This is a genomic window from Tabrizicola sp. T46, assembly GCF_057219895.1.
The window spans coordinates 173,934-193,046 of record NZ_JBXVVV010000004.1 but is presented as its reverse complement, the minus strand read 5'-3'; the positions used below and the strand labels follow the sequence as shown (position 1 = coordinate 193,046).

The 19,113-nt window shown below is 64.9% G+C and carries 14 protein-coding genes and 1 tRNA gene; 8 read left to right on the top strand and 7 right to left on the bottom strand.

Features of this window, described 5'->3' with window-relative positions; all coding sequences use genetic code 11:
- Positions 1-864 precede the first annotated feature (864 nt).
- On the bottom strand, positions 865-1,899 hold the full coding sequence (locus tag AC2D9V_RS16430) for a linear amide C-N hydrolase (RefSeq protein ID WP_484715185.1): 1,035 nt from the start codon (positions 1,897-1,899) through the stop codon (positions 865-867).
- A gap of 138 nt (positions 1,900-2,037) precedes the next feature.
- Positions 2,038-4,116, bottom strand: a complete 2,079-nt coding sequence (locus tag AC2D9V_RS16425) for an amidohydrolase family protein (RefSeq protein ID WP_484715184.1) — start codon at positions 4,114-4,116, stop codon at positions 2,038-2,040.
- Positions 4,117-4,372: 256 nt separating this feature from the next.
- Here AC2D9V_RS16425 and AC2D9V_RS16420 point away from each other — a divergent pair, with 256 nt between their 5' ends.
- Positions 4,373-5,374, top strand: a complete 1,002-nt coding sequence (locus tag AC2D9V_RS16420) for a helix-turn-helix transcriptional regulator (RefSeq protein ID WP_484715183.1) — start codon at positions 4,373-4,375, stop codon at positions 5,372-5,374.
- A gap of 1,260 nt (positions 5,375-6,634) precedes the next feature.
- On the opposite strand, the gene AC2D9V_RS16415 is transcribed toward AC2D9V_RS16420, so the two are convergent.
- Positions 6,635-6,724, bottom strand: a tRNA-Ser gene (locus tag AC2D9V_RS16415).
- Between the two features lie 568 nt (positions 6,725-7,292).
- Here AC2D9V_RS16415 and AC2D9V_RS16410 point away from each other — a divergent pair.
- From AC2D9V_RS16410 to AC2D9V_RS16380, 7 genes are all read left to right on the top strand, one after another.
- The gene (locus AC2D9V_RS16410) at positions 7,293-8,498 is read left to right on the top strand and encodes a hypothetical protein (protein WP_484715182.1); all 1,206 of its coding nucleotides are present in this window, start codon (positions 7,293-7,295) and stop codon (positions 8,496-8,498) included.
- A 17-nt stretch (positions 8,499-8,515) separates the two neighbouring features.
- On the top strand, positions 8,516-9,661 hold the full coding sequence (locus AC2D9V_RS16405; protein WP_484715181.1) for a D-alanyl-D-alanine carboxypeptidase family protein: 1,146 nt from the start codon (positions 8,516-8,518) through the stop codon (positions 9,659-9,661).
- Entirely contained in the window at positions 9,662-10,288 is a 627-nt protein-coding gene (gene tmk, locus AC2D9V_RS16400) for a dTMP kinase (RefSeq protein ID WP_484715180.1), read from the top strand. It abuts the gene before it with no gap.
- A 268-nt stretch (positions 10,289-10,556) separates the two neighbouring features.
- Positions 10,557-11,687, top strand: a complete 1,131-nt coding sequence (locus tag AC2D9V_RS16395; RefSeq protein WP_484715179.1) for a DNA polymerase III subunit delta' — start codon at positions 10,557-10,559, stop codon at positions 11,685-11,687.
- Positions 11,688-11,692: 5 nt separating this feature from the next.
- Positions 11,693-12,502: a TatD family hydrolase gene (locus AC2D9V_RS16390; protein WP_484715178.1), complete on the top strand. Its 810-nt coding sequence runs from the start codon at positions 11,693-11,695 to the stop codon at positions 12,500-12,502.
- Positions 12,502-13,314, top strand: a complete 813-nt coding sequence (locus AC2D9V_RS16385) for an MBL fold metallo-hydrolase (protein ID WP_484715177.1) — start codon at positions 12,502-12,504, stop codon at positions 13,312-13,314. Before AC2D9V_RS16390 ends, AC2D9V_RS16385 begins: the two co-directional genes overlap by 1 nt.
- Positions 13,315-13,389: 75 nt before the next feature.
- A complete protein-coding gene (locus AC2D9V_RS16380; protein WP_484715176.1) occupies positions 13,390-14,328 on the top strand; it encodes an AEC family transporter in 939 nt (312 codons plus the stop codon).
- Positions 14,329-14,403: 75 nt separating this feature from the next.
- Here the strand turns inward: AC2D9V_RS16380 and AC2D9V_RS16375 are convergent, their stop codons facing one another.
- From AC2D9V_RS16375 to AC2D9V_RS16360, 4 genes are read right to left on the bottom strand one after another with little or no spacing between them, the layout of a single operon-like run.
- Positions 14,404-15,342, bottom strand: coding sequence for an ABC transporter permease (locus tag AC2D9V_RS16375; protein WP_484715175.1), 939 nt, complete (start codon positions 15,340-15,342; stop codon positions 14,404-14,406).
- A gap of 4 nt (positions 15,343-15,346) precedes the next feature.
- Positions 15,347-16,591, bottom strand: a complete 1,245-nt coding sequence (locus AC2D9V_RS16370) for an ABC transporter permease (RefSeq protein WP_484715174.1) — start codon at positions 16,589-16,591, stop codon at positions 15,347-15,349.
- A 54-nt stretch (positions 16,592-16,645) separates the two neighbouring features.
- Positions 16,646-17,719 carry an ABC transporter substrate-binding protein gene (locus AC2D9V_RS16365; protein WP_484715173.1) on the bottom strand — a complete coding sequence of 358 codons (1,074 nt, stop codon included), beginning with the start codon at positions 17,717-17,719 and terminating at the stop codon, positions 16,646-16,648.
- Positions 17,720-17,777: 58 nt separating this feature from the next.
- Complete coding sequence (locus AC2D9V_RS16360; RefSeq protein ID WP_484715172.1) at positions 17,778-18,878, bottom strand: ABC transporter ATP-binding protein; 1,101 nt, start codon at positions 18,876-18,878, stop codon at positions 17,778-17,780.
- Positions 18,879-19,113: the final 235 nt, after the last annotated feature.

The following is a 19,113-nucleotide window of genomic DNA, read 5'->3' as shown; positions in this document are numbered from 1 at the left end:
CCCCCGGGAAGCTCGCTAACTTCACCATCCTTGAAGATGATCCCCTCTCCGTCGCCCCCGAGGCGATCAAGGATGTCAAGGTCTGGGGCACAGTGCTGGAAGGGCGGGTCTTCCCGGCAGTATCGACCGTGGAGGTCCAAAAGGCATCCCTCTTCGGCCCGCCAGCGTCCCCCGCGCCCGCGCCGCTTTATGCGCTTTCTACCGTCGCGCCGGTTGCCATGCGCGGCACGTTCGGCGGGTGCAACTGCTGTGCGTCACCAACAAGCGTGTCCTGTTCGGCTCCGTCGGTCTCCAGTAGAGCTTCGTTGGGTTGCTGTTCGACAAATACTCTGGGTTGGGCCGTGGCGGCTGAATGGGCAGCGCAGGCGTAAGTGCAGTCTGCGCCGACCCGCGGGCCTTGGAACGGCCCGTCAGGAACTGGAAGTCCTGCCTGCGCGATCGTCGGGCATCACCTGACCATGTCTCGGCCTCGGTCGTCATATGCTGCAGAGCCAGCGCACCGGACATTTGGCAGCACCTTGGCGGCGCGATCCAATCCCTGATTGCACCGCCCCCGTCGACCTGTGCCGGATGCACAGGGCATCGCGCCGCGGCAGTGCTAACGATCCGCTTGACGGACCGAACATTGGAACTGGAACAGAGGACCGCTTCCGCCCCTTGCGATGGCGGCCCGACGATGCACTCGGCCCTTAGGGTCAGTCGCCGTAATGGCACCGCTAGAGCGTCGTCGCACCGGCCTGACTAACCATCTCGCGCAATCTGGCGCCACAGCAGTTACATGCCAGGGAGGGCGCTCTGGTACGAACCGCAGCCTGTCCTCAGTTGGCCTCGGAAGCCCGTTGCCGGAGTGAAGCGCGACCTTTGTCAGATCACGGAGTGCGCCGAGAAGTCGCTGCTGACTGGGATGCGTCGGACCTTTCCTTTGCTCAAGTCGAGATCGTGGAGGTCGATGACCTGCAGGTTCGGGTTGCCGAAGGTCCGGAAAAACAGCTTCCGGCCGCGAATATCGGTCACGCTGGTCCATTGCGTGTACTGCGGGAAGACGCGGCCGTCGACATGCTGGTACTGCTTGTAACCGAGCGGGATGTCGAAGTTGTTCAGGATGTTGAGCACGCGCTGCACCCCTTCGGTGCCGTTCGCGAAGGGCAAGGCGTTCTGGCTGTAGACCGCCGCGCGGACAAAGCGGTTCGGCGAGGTGATCTCGCCCGGAAGGTTGGCTTTCTTCCCGATGTCGAGGCCAGACGGTCCCGTCTCGCCTGCTACGCGCGGGAAAGGTGGCACCTTGTCGACCGGCAGGCTGGTGAACTGGCGCAGGTTTTCCTGGTGCCAGGGGAAATCCGGCGGGTTGGTGATCACACCCAGCGGGTTGTCGAAGACCTGCAGCTGGCCGTCGAGGTATTCCACGACAATCGCGGCCCCGGTCTCGTCGTTCAGGGCGAAGTGCACGCTGGGCTGGAAATCCCATCCGGGATGCGCAGGATGGGGGGCCGTGCTGACGACCAGAACCTCGGCAAGCAGCTTCCGCGCCTCTGCCACGCTGGCCGCCCGGGAAAGAAGATAGGTCAGGAGTTCCCAGTTCGACAGTGTCCTGTCCCTTGCCTTTGGATCGGCGTCCTGAAACCGCGCGCGGGCAAATGGCTGGAAGAAGAAGGCCCCGGCCTGCAGGCCTGCCTCGTTCACGCCTTCCATCGCGCCGGGAATGTCAAAGGGAATGGCCGCGACAAAGCCATGCGCAGCAGTCCATTGCATTCCATCCTGTCCGTCGGGGGTTGTCCCTGCGAAAGCCGTGCCGCGCGGCACCACCATCAGGTTGAAGCTGATGAGATCAGCGCCAAACTCCATCGTCCGGCCAAAGACCGGCGCGCCGTCCGCAGCGACCAGGCGAATTCCCGTGCACATCTGTGATCATCCTTCATTTGACTGGATCGGTGATTCGGCCTCGCGACCTGAGCAAGAGACGAGGAAGACGCAGCCCACCCCGACTGTTCGATCAGGACCCTCTTGGTCCTTGCATGGGCTGCGGCCCCGGAACCTGGATCAGTTTTCTGCAATGCCGGCCGCGGTTGCACCCTCCCGCACCAGGCTTGCGGTCATGAGGTCTCCCAAGGTCCGGGCAACGCAGGCGCCGGAATGCGGCATGGCCGCCAGCTTCGAGGCAGGCATTCCCCGGAACCCCTCCCCGCCCGTATCGCGGGTCACGGCAAGGATCCGCAGGAAATCGGCGTAGGGGTCAGCCCCGTCCAGCATCGGGCGATACTCCAGCCTACCCTGCCGCTTGTCGGCGGCATATATCGTCTCGCCTTCCTTGATCGTCTGCACCACCTTGATCGTGTCCAGCGCCTCGGGGTCGATCGCGGTCGGGTCGGCGGAAAGGATCACGAGGTCGGCCAGCTTGCCGGTTTCGAGCGACCCTTTCAGGTCTTCCTCGAAATGCTGGTAGGCCGGCCAGATCGTCAGCGCCTTCAGCGCCGTGATGACATCCACCCGCTGGTCCGGGCCGATGATGTCTCCCGAACGCGAACGCCGAGTGACGGTGGCGTCAAGGATGCGGATGGCGTCGGGAAAGGCCACTGGAGCATCGTGGTGGCTGGAGAACATCATGCCCCGCTTGCGCACCCAGCCGGTGGGCGAAATGTTGTCGGCGGCCGCAGGGCCCACGGTACGGTCACGATGCCAGTCGCCCCAGTAGAAGGTGTGCATCGGGAAAAGCGAGGGGAAGACGTTCAGGCGGTTGTAGGCATCCACCTGATCCTCGCGCATGAACTGGCCGTGGATCAGCACCGGCCGGCGGTCGGCGGGTCCGTACTTGTCGGTCGCGGTCTGGATTGCGGCGATCAGCATGTCGGACGCACCTTCCCCGTTCGCATGGGTCAGGATCTGGATGCCGTTGGCAAAGGCATAGTCTATGGCGTCGAACACCTGGTCGGCGCTGGCGGCGGCATAGCCCTTGTAGTCTGCCCGGAATCCGGCCGGCGGGTTGTAATAGGGCCGATCCCGCAGCGCCGTGAAACCCTGGGGCGAACCGTCGATGGTGAGTTTCGCACCGCCGACGCGGAAACGGTCGGTGTAGTCGCGCGAGGCGTTCGCCAGGATGAACTCGCGGTCCACCAGAATGTCGGGATAGGTCACGACGTCGATGTCGATGCCTTCGTTCGTAGCTACGTCCTGCATCAGCCTGGCCACGGGGGGCGTCGAGCGTCCTTCCTGTGCCGTGGTGTAGCCGAAACTTGCCACCAGCTTCAGCCCCGCCCGGAAGATCGCCTTCTGCGCGTCGGCATCCAGATTGCCAAGCAACTTGAAGGCAATAAACGCGCTTGCGTTCTCCTCCATCACACCGTTCGGCTCGGTGCTGCCCTCCTGCCGCCGGATGACACCACCCGCCGGGTCGGGCGTCTCGGCCGTGATACCGGCAATCTCCAGCGCCTTCGAGTTGGCTGAACCGAGGTGGCCCGACTGGTGCAGGACATAGATCGGGATGTCGGAAGAGATCGCGTCAAGGTCGTCGCGCGTCGGGTGACGCTGCTCGGCCAGTTGCGCGTCGTCGTAGCCGAACCCGATCAGGACGCCGGCCCGTTCGACCAGCGCGCCGTTTTCGGCCAGGAAGGAACGCATCGTATCCTGCAGGGCGGCGATACTGTCGACGCCGCCATCCGGGGGCGGCAGCAGATTCGCCGAAAGGGCCTGAATGCCCACCATGAACACATGGCCATGTGCATCGACGAAGCCGGGGATCAGGGTCTGCCCGGCAAGGTCGACCATCTCGGTTTCGGGACCCATGAACGGCATCACTTCGCCCAGCGGCCCGACAGCAACGATGTAGCCATCCTTCTCGGCCAGCGCCTCGGCCCGCATTGCCGTGTCGTCCATCGTGAGGATCGGCCCGCCGGACCAGATCCTGTCGGCAAAGACCCGGCCCGCGTTATCGGGCGGAAGGGCACCCTGCTGCGCCCGGAAATGCTCCCAGGCGTCGACCTCGCTGCCATCAGGCAGCACGCAGATGCCGCGCTCTCCGGCATCTTCCATGACGGTCTTGTAGGTGCCGCCGGTCTCGACGCAAAAGACGGCGGCCGGGTTTGCAAGCTGCGGGGCTTCCGATGCTTCTTGAGCGAGTGACATCGAGTTCCCGAGCCCAAGGACAGCGGCAAGAACCAACTGAAATTGCCTGATCATTTGGGTGACCCTTTCTCTGCCTGAAGCAATCTGTTCGTGCCGGAGGCCAGGCATTTGCAATTTGCGCCACCGCTCCGATACGTCAGCATTGCACGGATCACGGTTCGGCGCGTTTCTCGACACGCCAGCGGCTAGAAAATCTGGTAGATCATGATACGTGCGGGCAAGATGACGAGATGCGCGCGAAACGGGAGATACCGGCATGACAAACGGAATTCCGTTGACCCGAGGCTTTGTGGTGCTGGCGCTCGTGCAGCCATTCCTGGCCGAAGGCGGGTCCCCGGATCTTGCCTTTCGGGAAGCCGGACTGCCGCCACCGGATCATATTGCCATGGACGATGTCATTCCCGCGTCTTCCTACTATCAACTGCTCGACATCATGGCCCTTGCGCTCGACGATCCATGTTTTCCGGCAAGGGCAGGCGCGGCAATCGCGAGAAGCGGCATTCCGGCCCTTGTTGAGGCACGAAGCGGGTCGCACAGCCTCGGCGAGTGCTTTCTGCGGCTTATCTCGATCTTTCGAAACACGGTTACGAACACGCATTACGAACTTACCTCTGACGGACGAACCGCTTTCCTGCGGCTGCGAGGACGTGCGCTGGTCAACGTTCGAACCGCAAGGGTTGATACGTTGAACGCGGCCGCCTTTCTGGCCATTCTGGCCGATGAACTCGAGACTCCCAGTCTGGAAGGTGTCATGGTCAGCATTCCGGACCCGGCTTCACTGCCTGCCTCGATGCTTCCGCCGTCATCGGTCGCCCGGCTGAAAGAGGGCGGAGTGGTCATTTCCTTCAGTGCCGACTGGTTGCTCCGCCCGCTTCGCCTGCATTGGCGAGGCGAAGTTGCCAGCATCGGAAGTGCCAAGGAAACCGGCGGTCCTGCGGGCGACATCGACCTTCTTCGCAAAGCGATCCGAAATAGGATATCGACCGGACCGGTAACTCTTTCTGCGGTCGCCGCCGACCTTGGCATCAAACCGCGCCGCCTGCAAAGGATGCTGGGAGAAAGGGCCTCTTCCTTCAGGAGGGAACTTGCCGCCGAAAAACTGGACGTGGCTCGAACGCTGGTCATGTCCACGATATCACCCATTGGGGCGATCGCTCAGGACTGTGGCTTCGCTTCACCCCAGGCGCTTTCTCGCGCTTTCGCACGCGCTTTTGGAAAGAGCCCTTCCAGCATGCGATTGAACGAACAGCTGGAATAGGATCACTGGGAACCTGAAGCGTGTTTTGGTCGACCTCGGAAAGCTAGCCTTGCTCCAGAGAGGCGCTCCTGTCTGTCCGCTTTCCGCCCGTTGCGACCAGTAGGTAGGTGTCGGCCCAATGCGGTCACTCGAAGAGGAGATCGTCACCGGCAACTTTCCTAGCTTCTAGAGGCAGCCCGGAGCGCGGGCTTGAGGGGATGGGTCTGACCCCGGAACTTCTCTGAGACGAACCAAACCGCCACAACCCGTGAGGGAAGACCTTGAGCAATCTGTCCTCCATGTGGCTTTCCCTGACGTCTCCGTGCCTTTTCGGTCAAACATCCACAACGTCACTCAACCCATTGCCCCGATTCTGGTTGTTTGTGTTGCGGGACCACCGGGCGCCATGATGCGCAGGTCCGACTGTGCCGGGAATCTGCATGAGCCGCATCACGCGCCTCGAAACCTTTCATGACGAATTCGTCTGCTTCGTGCGCGATCACGTTGCGATACATCTAGACCGAACCACTTTGGCAACCCGGTTGACCCTACCCCCGATGCGCTGGACGACGCACTGCTCGCCTTCGAGGCACCGTTCAGCCTCCGCCGCCGCGGCATCGAGGCCAAGATCATCGCAGGCTCTCTGGCCACTGCTGCCGATCCCAACCTTCACAGAACGCTTCTGAACGCCCATTGCTGGCTCGGTGCGTTGAAATCCAACCGGTCGATCGCTGATATCGCTCGCGAGAGCGGTCATTCGGAAAGCTACATCCGCACCCGCCTGCCGCTTGCGCTCCTCTCACCGCGCATCCAGGCTGCCATCCTGAATGGATCGATTGGTCCCACAGTCACGGTAGACTCAGTCGTCCATGCCGACCTACCCAGCGACTGGACAGAACAGGAACAGCTGCTCGGCCTGCCGGCTCAGCGACCATTCCTTGATCTTGGCGGGCAGGTCCCTGTTCGCGGCCCTGCATTCCCTGATACGCCGCATTAATTCCCTGTTCGATGCTCTAGGGAATTTGTCGCCAACCCACTGATATCTAATAGTTAAGGCGAAAGGGAAGGCGCAGGTTCTGACCTTTTCCGCCAAAATTCCCTGCTAAACCCGGCACAACAGGGAAACCGCACGCCGAAATTTGGCAAACAGAGACGTCCAGTGTAAGTCGGACCCTAGTGCAGGTGAAAGGCAGTCTCATTTGAAGAGCGCCACTCGCAAGCCTCTGAAATCACGCATGAATTCAGCGCAACCCGCTCAGCAAGGAAAATTCCAAGGGTGGTTGGCGGAAGCGGTGGGATTCGAACCCACGATGCGGTTCCCCGCACGCCAGTTTTCAAGACTGGAGCCTTCAACCACTCGGCCACGCTTCCTGATCGCGCACGGCATCCTGATCTGTGTGCGAACAGTCGCCCCTCGTCTATCGTCAGACTTCGCAAAGTTCAACGGCATTACGCCTGCAAAAGGAACGGATGCGGAACAGTCCGATCTTCATATCAAGAACCGCTTTTGATGACGCTATCTGATCTGGGACAAACTCTGGGACAAATCCAGAACAAATCACATCTTATCAAATACTTGGAGGCCTACTTCATCACTTTTCAAGACCGGTGCGTTAGACCACTCCGCCACTCCTCCGACGCCGCAGGGCATACGCGGGTGGCGGCGATTCTGAAAGTGCCCGTGCCGGGTGATTTCCGCTGATCGTGAACCGCCAGTAGCGCCTCTGCCCTTTCCAGTTGCTCTGCAACACGATATGTTGTGTCAAAGGCAGGCGATCTGGGCGGTCAGGGGGCGGAAACAGCCCCAGAGCTTCGGGCTCACCGGACAGGCAGGAACAGAAAAAGCGCGGCGCTTGAGACCGCGTGCGTGTGAGGGCGGAACATGGCAAGAGCAGTTTTCCCGCATGGTTCACTTCGGCTGGGCGTTGTCAGCGTCACGATGGCCGGACTGTTGATGGGCTGCGTCGAGGGCGGCGGGTCCGCAAGCGGCACCCAGGGCCAGACGACCGCCTCTCCGGCAGCATTCCGGGCCGCAGGCGGGCGTGATGTTGAGGCCCCCGAGGTCTTCCAGGTCACCGACAGCGGTCTCTGGGACGGCCGCCCTTCGCTTGGCGGGATCTGGGTCGCTTCCCCCGATGCCATCGACCCCGAGCGCGTGGTGATCGTGAACCCCGCCACCGGCAAGTCGGTGAACGGCGCCCTCTTCCGGCGCGAGCGTGACAATCCCGGACCGCCCCTGCAGATCTCGTCGGACGCGGCCGAGGCGCTCGGCATCCTTGCCGGGCAGCCGACCACGATCAGCGTGACCGCGCTCCGCAAGCGCAGCGAGGCTGCACCGCCCGCCGAGACCTCGCCCGAGACGACAGCCGTCGCGGCGGCGGCCCCGGTCGAAGCCGCGACCGAAGCGACCGAAGGCGAGGCCATCGCCGCCGCAGCTCTTGCCGCGACGGGTGCCGCCGTGGCCGGTGAAGCCGCCGAATCGGCACCCGAGGCAGCAGCAGCAGCCGAAGGCGCGGTCGATGCCGCCGCCGCCGAGCCTGCAAAGCCCAAGACCTGGAAAGAACGTCGCGCCGAGGCCAAGGCACGCCGCGAGGCCGAGCGGGCGGCCAAGGCTGCCGCCGCCGCAGAAGCCGCAGCTGCGGAAGCCGCCGCCGAAGGCACCGAAGCGGCTGTCGCCGCCGAACCCGCAGCGACCGCAGAGAACGCCGCCGTCGCCGCGGTCGAAAGCGCTCCGCTCGATGCCCGCACCCCAGAGGTGACCGCCGCCGCCGATGCCGCCGCGACGACCGCGGGTGAAGCCCCGGCCGAACCAAGAAAGACGCGCCGCCAGCTCCGCGAGGAAAGAGAGGCAGCCGAGGCCGCCGCCGCGGCGGCCGCGGCAGAGGCCGCAGCAGCAGCCACCCCGGCCGCCGAAGCGCCCGCCACCGACCCTGCGGCCGGACGCTCGATCCAGATCGCCTCCTACAGCAAGGAAGCCAACGCCGCCCGCGCGGTCGAGACGCTTGCCAAGATCGGCATCACCGGCCAGATCGTCCAGACCGAACGCAACGGCCAGGCCGTCTGGAGCGTCGTCACCCGCGGGGACGAGGCCCAGCTCACCGCCATCAAGGGCGCCGGCTTTGCCGATGCCTTCTTCCTGCAATGATCCAGCCCGGCTGACCCATGCTCCGCACGCTTCTTGTCTGTCTTGCCTTCCTTGGCGCCACCTTGCCCGCCCGCGCCTTCGAAACTGCGTCGACCGCCGCCTGGGTCTATGACATGTCGACCCAGACCGTCCTGATGGACAAGAACGCCGACCAGCCGGTGCCCCCTGCCTCGATGTCCAAGCTGATGACGATCCTGATGCTCTTCGAGGCGCTGCGCGACGGTCGGGTGACGATGGAGACGGAATTCGCCGTCTCCTCCAATGCAACCGCAATGGGCGGGTCGACCATGTTCCTGCAGGAAAGCGACCGCCCCACGGTCAGCGACCTGATCCACGGGATGATCGTCAACTCCGGCAATGACGCCTGCGTCGTCGTCGCCGAAGGGCTTGCCGGAACCGAAGAGGCATTCTCGGCCCAGATGACCGAACGCGCCCGCGCGCTGGGGATGACCGCCTCGGTCTTCAAGAACTCCAGCGGCTGGCCGGCTGCAGGTCACGTCATGTCGATGCGCGACCTCGGCATCCTCGCCCAGCATCTGATCGAGGATTTCCCGGAATACTACCCGATCTTTGCGGAGACCGAGTTCAACTACAAGGACCGCGCCCCCGCCAACGCCCGCAACCGCAACCCGCTCCTCGCGCTCGGCGTCGGGGCCGACGGGCTGAAGACCGGCCACACGCAAGAGGCCGGCTACGGCCTTGTGGGCAGCGCCAAGCAGGGCGACCGTCGGGTGATCTTCGCCATCACCGGCCTCCCTTCGGACGCGTCGCGCGCCGAGGAATCCGAACGCATCGTCTCCTGGGCCTTCCGGCAGTTCTCGGAAAAGACCGTGGCACGCTCCGGTGTCCGGGTGGCCGAGGCGTCGGTCCATCTGGGCGATGCAGAAACTGTCGGCCTCGTGCCCGCCGCCGACGTCCGGCTTCTGGTTCCCGCCCTCGTCCAGGACAGCATGACCGCCGAGGTCGTCTACAACGGCCCCCTGACCGCGCCGATCACCGCCGGCACGCCGGTGGCCGAGCTCATCGTCCATGTCCCCGACCTGCCCGACCGCCGCTTTCCCCTTGTGGCCGAGACCGACGTCGGTACCGCCGGTTTCCTCAAGCGCCTGACGACGGCGGGCTGGTCGCTTTACGAACGCTACGTCGGGTCGCCGGCCAGCTGAATGGCGGGCCTTTTCCTCAGCTTCGAAGGCATCGACGGCTCGGGCAAGTCCACCCAGGCACGGCGGCTGGCGGATCGGCTGCGGGGCGCGGGCCATGCCGTCACCCTCACGCGCGAACCGGGCGGCAGCCCGGGTGCCGAGGAAATCCGCCGCCTCGTCCTTGAAGGCCACGTCGACCGCTGGTCGGCGGAAACCGAGATACTTCTCTTCACCGCCGCCCGCCGCGACCATCTCGAAAAGACCATCCGTCCCGCGCTCGCCCGGGGCGAGATCGTGATCACCGACCGTTTCGCCGACTCGACGCGCATCTTCCAGGGCATCACCCGGGGCGATCTGACCGAGACCGTCGACCGCCTCCATGCCCTGATGATCGGTGTCGAACCCGACCTGACCCTCCTCTTCGACCTCGACCCCGCCATCGGCCTTGGCCGCGCCACCGCCCGCGCAGGGGCCGAACTCCGGTTCGAGGACATGGGCCTTGCCTTCCAGACCCGCGCCCGCGCCGGCTTCCTTGCGCTGGCCGGGAAACACCCCCGCTTCCGCGTGATCGACGCCGATGGCGATGCCGACGCCGTGGCGGACCGGGTCTGGCAGATCGTGGAGAAGGCGCTCCCCGCAAGGCTGTGACCCCACCGGCCAGACGCCGTGCCCCCGTCCCGGTTGCGCGATTCGGGGCGTATGGTTAACCCGGCCTTGGCAGCGTTCCAGGAAGACGGATGCAAGACACAAGGAAGACGCAAGGAAGACCGTTAACCCTTGCGAAATCTCCCCGATTAACCCAGCGTTCTCAACCCCTTGCCGCCCGACCTTTCACCCGTTTCTCAGCCTGCTTTTCCCTGACTGTCAACCCTCCCGCCCCCTTTCCCCCGACCGTTCCCCGGTGCACTCTCCCCCCATGGCCGCGACCGATCCCCTTCCCGAACCCGACCGTCTTGAAGGCGCCCCGCACCCGCGCGAAACGCGGGTCGTCCATGGCCACGCGGCCGCCGAGGCGGAGTTCCTCCGCGCCTTCTCCTCCGGCCGCCTCCACCATGCCTGGATGCTGACCGGGCCGAAGGGCGTGGGGAAAGCCACACTCTCTTGGCGCCTCGCCCGCTTCCTTCTGGCCACGCCCGAGGATGACGGCGGCATGTTCGCCGCCCCCCCGCCGACCACGCTCGACATCCCCGACAACCACCCTGTCGCCCGCCGGATGCTACAACTGGCCGAGCCGCGGAACTTCCTTCTCCGCCGCGGCCCGAACGACAAGGAAACCGCCCTGTCCCAGATCATCTCGGTCGACGAAGTGCGGAAGATGAAATCCTTCTTCACCCTCTCCGCCGCCGACGGCGGCAGGCGGACTGCGATCATCGACAGCCTCGACGAGATGAACCCCGCCGCCGCCAATGCGCTTCTGAAGCTTCTCGAAGAACCCCCGGCAAACGTTACACTTTTCCTGATCTCGCACCAGCCCGCCCGGCTTCTGCCGACGATCCGCTCGCGCTGCCGCGAGTTGCGGCTCGCGCCCCTCGGACCCGAAGATCTTGCCGCAGCCCTCGCCGCCGCCGGGGGCAGCGTCGCGCCGGACGAGGCGACGGCCCTGGCCGAGCTTTCCGCCGGTTCGGTGGGCGAAGCGTTCCGGATGACCAACCTCGACGGCCTTGCCCTTTACACCGCCCTCACCCGCCTCTTCGCCACCCTTCCACGGCTCGACCGCCCACAGACCCTGGCGCTGGCCGAGCTTGCGGCGGCGCGGGGCGCCGCCGAAACCTTCGACATTCTGGTCACGCTGATCGACGTCTTCCTCGCCCGCCTCGCGCGCGCCGGCACGACCGGCACCCTCCCGCCCGAGGCCGCGCCGGGCGAGGCCCAGCTCCTCAGCCGCCTTTCGCCGCAGGCTGGGGCGGCCCGCGCCTGGGCCGATCTCGCCCAGTCGCTCTCGGCCCGCGCACGGCGCGGCAAGGCGGTGAATCTTGACCCTGCCGCGCTTCTCATGGATATGCTCCTCCGGATCGACGAGACGGCGGGGACCCTCGCCGCAAGGTAAGAACGATGCCCCCAGACAACCTCGACCTCGTCGACAGCCACTGCCACCTGGATTTCCCGGAACTCGCCGCCGACCTGCCCGGCGTGATCGCACGCGCCCATGCCGCCGGCGTGCGCCGGATGGTCACGATCTGCACCCGTCTGCGGCTGGAACCGCAGGTCCGCGCCATAGCCGAGGCGCACCCCTCCGTCTTCTACGCCGCCGGCACCCATCCGATGAGCGCCGCCGAAGAACCCCTTGCAAAGATTGAGGAACTTGTCGCCCTCGCCCGCCATCCGCGCCTTGTCGGGATCGGCGAGACGGGGCTCGATTACCACTACACCGCTGACTCGAAGGCCATCCAGCAGACGAGCCTCCGCATCCATATCGAGGCCGCGCAGGAAACCGGCCTGCCGCTCATCATCCACGCCCGCGACGCCGACGCGGATATGGAGGTGATCCTGGCCGAAGGCATGGCGCGCCGGCCCTTTTCCTGCGTCATGCATTGCTTCTCCTCCGGCCCCCGGCTCGCCGAGGCCGCGCTAGAAATGGGCTTTTACCTTTCGATCTCGGGGATCGCCGCGTTTCCGAAATCGCAAGACTTGCGCGAAATCTTCGCGAAGGCGCCGATCGACCGCCTGCTCGTTGAAACCGACAGCCCCTACCTTGCCCCGCCGCCGCATCGGGGCAAGCGCAACGAACCAGCCTTCGTCGCCCATACTGCCCGGGCCGTCGCCCCGGTCTTCGGCCTGACGGCCGAGGCTTTTGCGGCACAAACGACGGCGAACTTCGACCGGCTCTTTCCCCGGGCGGCCCTCCCGGCACGGGCAGCCTGATGGCGCGGCTGACCTTCACCATTCTCGGCTGCGGCTCATCGGGGGGCGTGCCCCGTCTGGGCGAGGGCAGCGGCGACTGGGGCGACTGCGACCCCGCGAACCCGAAGAACCGCCGCCGCCGCTGCTCGCTTCTGATCGCGCGAGAGGATGCGGGCGGCACAACCCGGGTGCTGATTGACACCACCCCTGACCTGCGCGACCAGCTGCTCGACGCAGGCGTCGGCCACCTCGATGCCGTGGTCTACACCCACAGCCACGCCGACCACATGCACGGCATCGATGATCTGCGGCAGATCGTCTTCAACCGTCGAAGCCGCCTGCCGGTCTGGGCCGACGGCCCGACGCAAGAGGCGCTGATCTCGCGCTTCGGCTATGTCTTCGTGCAGCCAGCCGGATCGGACTATCCCCCGATCCTCGATCTCAACAGCCTCGAGGGTCCGGTCACAGTGACCGGTGCCGGCGGTGCGGTGACGCTCACGCCCTTCGCGGCGGAGCACGGGACGATGGACGCGCTCGGGTTCCGGATTGGCCCCCTGGCCTACCTTCCCGATGCAGTCGCTATACCTGAGGAGAGCTGGCCCATCCTCGACGGTCTCGACTGCTGGATCGTCGATGCCCTCCGCCGCAAGCCGCATCCGACCCACGCCCATCTCGCCCTCGCCCTGGAATGGATCGCCCGCGCCAGCCCGACCCGCGCGATCCTCACGAACATGCACAATGACCTCGACTACGAGACCCTCCGGTCCGAACTTCCGGCCCATGTCGCCCCGGCCTTCGACGGGATGTCCGTGACTTATGAAAACCTGCCCTGACCCCGGCTCTTCCTTTCTGCACAAATATCCCACGGGGGGCGCGGGGGGTGTGAAACCCCCCGCTCTTTGCCGGGATTGAGCGTCCTTCTTGACGTCATCCTGCCGGTCTTCCTCGTCATCGGCTTCGGCTATGTCGCGGCGCGCTGGCTGGGGCTGAAGGAGGCCTCTGTCGACGGGGTGATGCAGTTCGCACAAGGCTTCGCGCTGCCGCTTCTCCTCTTCGCCTCGATCGCCCGGCTCGACCTCGGCCGGGCCTATGATGCGGGGCTGATGCTGTCGTTCTACATCGGGGCTTTCTCGGGCTTCACCGCCGGCTTCCTTGCCGGGCGCTATCTCTTCGACCGGCCTGTCACCGACAGCATCGCCTTCGGATTCTGCGGCCTCTTCTCGAACTCGCTCCTCCTCGGCGTGCCGATCACCGAGCGGGCCTATGGGGCCGGGGCGTTGGAGGGGAACTTCGCCATCATCTCGATCCACGCGCCTGTATTCTACGCCTTCGGGATCACGCTGATGGAGCTTGCCCGGTCGCGGGGCCTGGGCCTCTCGGCCGCCACCCTGGCCCGACAGGTCGCGCGGGCGATCCTGACGCAGCCCCTGGTCATCGGCATCCTTTGCGGCTTCGTCCTCAACCTTTCCGGCCTGCCCCTGCCCGCCATCGCCTGGTCGGCCATCGACATGGTCATCGCGGCGGCGCTGCCGGCGGCGCTTTTCGGGCTGGGTGGCGTCCTCTACCGTTACCGGCCCGAGGGCGACCTTCGGGCGATTGCCGTCCTCTCGGCCGTGTCGCTGGTCCTCCATCCGGGGATCACCTGGGTTCTGGCAACGCAGGTCTTCGACCTCGACGAGGCCGCACTCAGGTCAGCGGTCCTGACGGCGGCGATGGCGCCGGGGGTCAATGCCTATGTCTTCGCGAACCTTTACGGGGTCGCCAAGCGGGTGGCGGCCTCGACGGTGCTTCTGGGAACCGCGCTTTCGATTGCGACGGTCTGGGTCTGGCTGCAGGTGCTGCCCTAGCCGCTCCTCGTCGACTTCGTCGCTCGTCGCTTGTCCCCCGCGACGAGAAGCCGAAGGCGCACGAGGAGCCCCCGATCAGCGCCCCGTCACGCCCCGCAGGCGGTCGGACCTCCGCCGAAGAAGCTCGACCGTCGTCAGCAGCGCGATCGAGATCACCACAAGGATGGTCGCCACCGCAAGGATGGCCGGGCTGATCGCCTCGCGGATGCCGTTCCACATCTGGCGCGGGATCGTCTGCTGGTCGGGGCCTGCGATGAAAAGGACGGCCACCACCTCGTCGAAGGAGGTGACGAAGGCGAAGAGCGCGCCCGATATCACCCCGGGCAGGATCAGCGGCATTACCACCTTGAAGAAGGTCGTGCGCGGGTTCGCGCCCAGCGACTGCGCGGCGCGGATCAGCGACTGGTCAAAGCCCGAGAGTGTCGCCGTCACGGTGATGATGACGAAGGGGATGCCCAGGATCGTGTGGGCAAGGATCACCCCGAGATAGGTCGAGGTCAGCCGCCCGCATTCGATCCCGATGATCCCGCAGGGGTTCGAGTAGAAGAAGAACATCCCCGTCGCGATGATGATGATCGGGACGATCATCGGGCTGATCAGGATCGCCATTATCGTGCGGCGATAGGGCATCTCCGGGCGTGAAAGGCCAAGGGCGGCCAATGTGCCAAGCACAGTCGCAAGGATCGTGGCCCAGAAGCCCACGATGATCGAATTCTTCGCCGCGTTCACCCAGGTGGAATTGGCCCACATGTCCGCAAACCACGCCCCGTCGCGGGGCGCCTCAGGCGCCTGCATCCCGAAGGTCAGAAGCGTGTCGTACCAGCGCAAGCTGTAGCCTTCGGGATCGAAGGCCAGCATCTTCTCGGTGAAGCTGAAGTAGGGCTCGACGTTGAAGGAAAGCGGGATGACGATCAGGATCGGCGCGATCAGGAAGATGAACACCAGCGCGCAGATCACCTGATAGGTGCGGTGCCAGGCGCGTTCCAGGGGGTCGGCGTAGGTGGGAAGTGCCATCAGGTCACCCGAGTTTCAGGCGGTCGATGCCGACCAGCCGGTCATAAAGCCAGTAGAGGATCAGGACCCCGACAAGGAGCATCGCCGACAGAGCGGCCGCCAGCGACCAGTTCGACTTGTCCATGTGGAAGTCGATGAGGTTCGAGATAAGCTGGCCATCCGCGCCCCCGACAAGGGCGGGGGTGATGTAGTAGCCCACCGCCAGGATGAAGACGAGAAGCGACCCCGCCCCGATCCCCGGCAGGGTCTGCGGCAGGTAGATCCGGCGGAAGGTCGTCCAGCTTGTCGCCCCCAGCGACCGCGCGGCGCGGGCGTAGCTGGGCGGGATCACCCGCATGACTGAATAGAGCGGCAGGATCATGAACGGCAGCAGGATATGCGTCATCACGATGATCGTGCCGGTCTGGTTGTTGATCATGCGAAGCCGCCCGTCTTCCGAGATCGCGCCAACCCAGACGAGAAGGTCGTTGATCACCCCTTCCCCTTGCAAGAGCGCCATCCAGCTGGTCGTGCGCACCAGAAGCGAGGTCCAGAACGGCAGGAGGACAAGGATCATCAGGAGGTTGGCCTTGGCCATCGGCAGCGTGGCCAGCAAATGCGCGACCGGGAACCCGATCAGAAGGCAGATCAGCGTGATGAGACCCGAGAGGATGAAGGTCTTGATGAAGAGATAGATGTAGATGCGCTGGTTCTCGGCCACGCGGACGAGATTGCCGTCGGCGTCCCGCTCGAAATCGGTGGCGACCAGGTAGAAGTCGGCGGTGTAGGGCGTCGAGGACGACCGCATCGCGCCCCACACAAGGGGGTCGGCCCATTTCGGGTCGACAGCCAGGAAGGCCTCCTTGTAAGGCGGTGCAAGGTCATCGGCCGACCGGGCGGTCTTGGTGAACAGCGAGCGCGATTCCGGCAGCACATAGTTCACCCGGGTCCCCGCCTCGCCCGCGGTACGGTTGGCCTGCATTGCCCGAAAATCCTCGGCCAGGGCGGCAAAGGCGGTCTCGTCGGGCTCGGTCCCCTTCGGATTCGCGGCGAACCATGCAGCAATCGCGGGAGCGTTCGCCGAGAACCCATCGTGGTAGATCGACCGATGCAGCATCTGCCCGATCGGCAGGATGAAGCTCAGGACCACAAAGATCAGAAGGGGTGCGACCAGAAGGAAGGCCCTGCGGCGCGACCGCGCCTGTGCGGCAAGCAGCGCCTCGGCAAGGGGGCGGCCGTCAGCGGTGGTCAGAAGGGCGGTGTCGGCCATCGTTCGGTCCAGTCGAAAAGCGCGGGGGACATCAGCCCCCCGCGCCAGGTTTCATCAGCCGGCGGCAAGCCAGGCGTTGAAGCGCTCGTTCAGTTCGGCGTCCCGGTCGACCCAGAACTCCCAGTTCGATTCCAGGGCGTTCTTCAGGTTGTCGGGATGGGTCGGCAGGTGCGGCGCCATCTCGGTCTTGCCGTCATTGAAGATCAGCGGGTCGATCAGCGAGGATTTCCGCGCAGGGCCGTAGCTGATCCACTGCGCCTGCTGGCGCAGACCGTCGGTCGAGGTGGCATAGGCGATGAACTGCTTGGCCTCTTCCATGTTCGGCGCCCCTTTCGGGATCACGTACATTTCGTTTTCGTAGATCTGGCCGTCCCAGACGATCTGGAACGGTTTGCCTTCCGCGATCTGGGCGCTGAAGATCCGGCCGTTGTAGGCGGTGGTCATCACGACTTCGCCGTCGGCGAGGATCTGCGGCGCCTGGGCACCGGCTTCCCACCAGACGACTTCCGACTTGATGGTGTCAAGCTTGGCGAAGGCGCGGTCCACACCCTCGGGCGTGCCGAGGACCGAATAGACCTCGGCTGCGGGAACGCCATCGGCCATAAGCGCGAATTCCAGCACCGCCTTGGCGCCCTTGCGGATGCCGCGCTTGCCCGGGAACTTTTCCAGATCGAAGAAGTCCGCCGCCGTGGTCGGGCCGCCGTTCGGGAACTTGGTGGTGTCATAGGCGAAGACGGTTGCCCAGATGTCGGTCGAGACGCCGCATTCGGTGACCGCGCCGGGCAGGAAGTCTTCCATCGCCGGGGTGCCATCGTTGCCGGGCGGCAGGATCGCCGGGTCGATCACCTCGAGCACGCCTTCGTCACAGAGGCGGATCGCATCGGCATATTCAAGGCTTGCCACGTCGATGGTGACGTTGTTCGCCTCGACCATGGCCTTGATCGGCGTGGCCGGGTTGTCGCTGTCGACCATGGTGGTGGCGATGCCGGTCGAGGCGGTGAAGGGCTTCAGGTGCCCTTCGGTCTGGGCGGCGCCGTAGGAGCCGCCCCAGGACATGACCGTCACGTCGGCCAAGGCCGGGAAGGCCATGCCGACCAGCGCGGTCGTGAGAATGAGGGTCTTCTTCATGTCGTTCTCCCTGTTTCTGGTTTCCGTTCAAGGACCGTTCGTCGCGGCCCCTTCTTCATCAAGGGTCCAGCGCGCGGGCATCCTGGGGATGCCAGCCCACCTTGATCTTCTGGCCGGGGGTGAGCTTCGTCTGCCCCAGGGTATTGCGCATCTTCATTACGAAATCATCGGTCCCGGCGACCTTGAGCACGGTGCGCAGGATGTCGCCCATGTAGATGACCTCGACCACCTCGGCATCCAGCGTATGGGCACCGGGCGGCATCATCTCGGGCTTGAACTCCACCCGTTCCGGGCGGATCGAGACGAGGGTCGCGGCGCCCTTTTGCTTCACGTTCACCGCAGTCGCATCGATAAGTTCACCCGTCGGCAGGCGGACGAGCGCCTTGTCGCCCGAAAGCTCTTCGATCGTGCCTTGCAGCTTGTTGTTCTCGCCGATGAAGCCGGCGACGAAACTGTTGTCGGGGCGTTCGTAAAGGTCGGCAGGCGGGGCAAGCTGCTGGATGCGGCCATCGTTGAAGACGGCGATCCGGTCGGACATCGTCAGCGCCTCGCCCTGGTCATGGGTGACATAGACGACGGTGATGCCGAGCGAATCATGGAGGTGCTTGATCTCGAACTGCATGTGTTCGCGCAGTTGCTTGTCGAGGGCGCCGAGGGGTTCGTCCATGAGGACGAGGGAAGGGTCGAAGACGAGGGCCCGGGCCAGCGCGATGCGCTGCTGCTGGCCGCCCGAAAGCTGGGCCGGACGGCGGGCGGCGAAAGCGCCCATCTGCACCATGTCGAGCGCTCGCTTGATCTTCGCCTCGCGCTGGTCCTTGCCCATGCCGCGCACTTCCAGCGGGAAGGACAGGTTCTCGCCCACCGTCATGTGCGGGAAAAGCGCGTAGTTCTGGAATACCATGCCGATCCCGCGCTTGTGCGGCGGGACCTGGTTGATCGGGCGGCCGTCAAGGCGGATTTCACCATGGGTCGCGGTCTCGAATCCGGCCAGCATCATCAGGCAGGTCGTCTTGCCCGAACCGGAGGGGCCGAGCATCGTCAGGAATTCGCCCTTGGCGATCGTCAGATTCAGGTCCTTCACCACGAGGCTCACGCCGTCATAGCTTTTCTGGACGTGTTCGAACGCGACGAAAGCGTCGCTGCGGGGCTCAAGCGTCACCCGTGTCTCCCTGATGAACCGGGCGCTTTGCGCCTTCTGGTATGGGCCGACTAAAGCGAAAGCCCCACACTAATGCAACGTTGAAGTGGGCATTTGCACTGCTGACGGGCATTTGCAGGAAAAGGAGGCAGAAGTCTGCGGATTTGCTGCGCGATCGGACGAAAGATACGTCGATTGCCGGTCAGTGCGCCAAATCCAAAGGGCGCGGGATTGCCCCCCGCGCCCTTCGAGATTG

What these genes read in the sequence shown, in the direction of transcription:
- tmk (WP_484715180.1), top strand. Translation starts at nt 9,662, where the DNA reads ATGGCGGGCCTTTTCCTCAGCTTCGAAGGCATCGACGGCTCGGGCAAG.
- AC2D9V_RS16425 (WP_484715184.1), bottom strand. Translation starts at nt 4,116, where the DNA reads ATGTCACTCGCTCAAGAAGCATCGGAAGCCCCGCAGCTTGCAAACCCG.
- AC2D9V_RS16405 (WP_484715181.1), top strand. Translation starts at nt 8,516, where the DNA reads ATGCTCCGCACGCTTCTTGTCTGTCTTGCCTTCCTTGGCGCCACCTTG.
- AC2D9V_RS16385 (WP_484715177.1), top strand. Translation starts at nt 12,502, where the DNA reads ATGGCGCGGCTGACCTTCACCATTCTCGGCTGCGGCTCATCGGGGGGC.
- AC2D9V_RS16375 (WP_484715175.1), bottom strand. Translation starts at nt 15,342, where the DNA reads ATGGCACTTCCCACCTACGCCGACCCCCTGGAACGCGCCTGGCACCGC.
- AC2D9V_RS16395 (WP_484715179.1), top strand. Translation starts at nt 10,557, where the DNA reads ATGGCCGCGACCGATCCCCTTCCCGAACCCGACCGTCTTGAAGGCGCC.
- AC2D9V_RS16390 (WP_484715178.1), top strand. Translation starts at nt 11,693, where the DNA reads ATGCCCCCAGACAACCTCGACCTCGTCGACAGCCACTGCCACCTGGAT.
- AC2D9V_RS16430 (WP_484715185.1), bottom strand. Translation starts at nt 1,899, where the DNA reads ATGTGCACGGGAATTCGCCTGGTCGCTGCGGACGGCGCGCCGGTCTTT.
- AC2D9V_RS16410 (WP_484715182.1), top strand. Translation starts at nt 7,293, where the DNA reads ATGGCCGGACTGTTGATGGGCTGCGTCGAGGGCGGCGGGTCCGCAAGC.
- AC2D9V_RS16420 (WP_484715183.1), top strand. Translation starts at nt 4,373, where the DNA reads ATGACAAACGGAATTCCGTTGACCCGAGGCTTTGTGGTGCTGGCGCTC.
- AC2D9V_RS16370 (WP_484715174.1), bottom strand. Translation starts at nt 16,591, where the DNA reads ATGGCCGACACCGCCCTTCTGACCACCGCTGACGGCCGCCCCCTTGCC.
- AC2D9V_RS16365 (WP_484715173.1), bottom strand. Translation starts at nt 17,719, where the DNA reads ATGAAGAAGACCCTCATTCTCACGACCGCGCTGGTCGGCATGGCCTTC.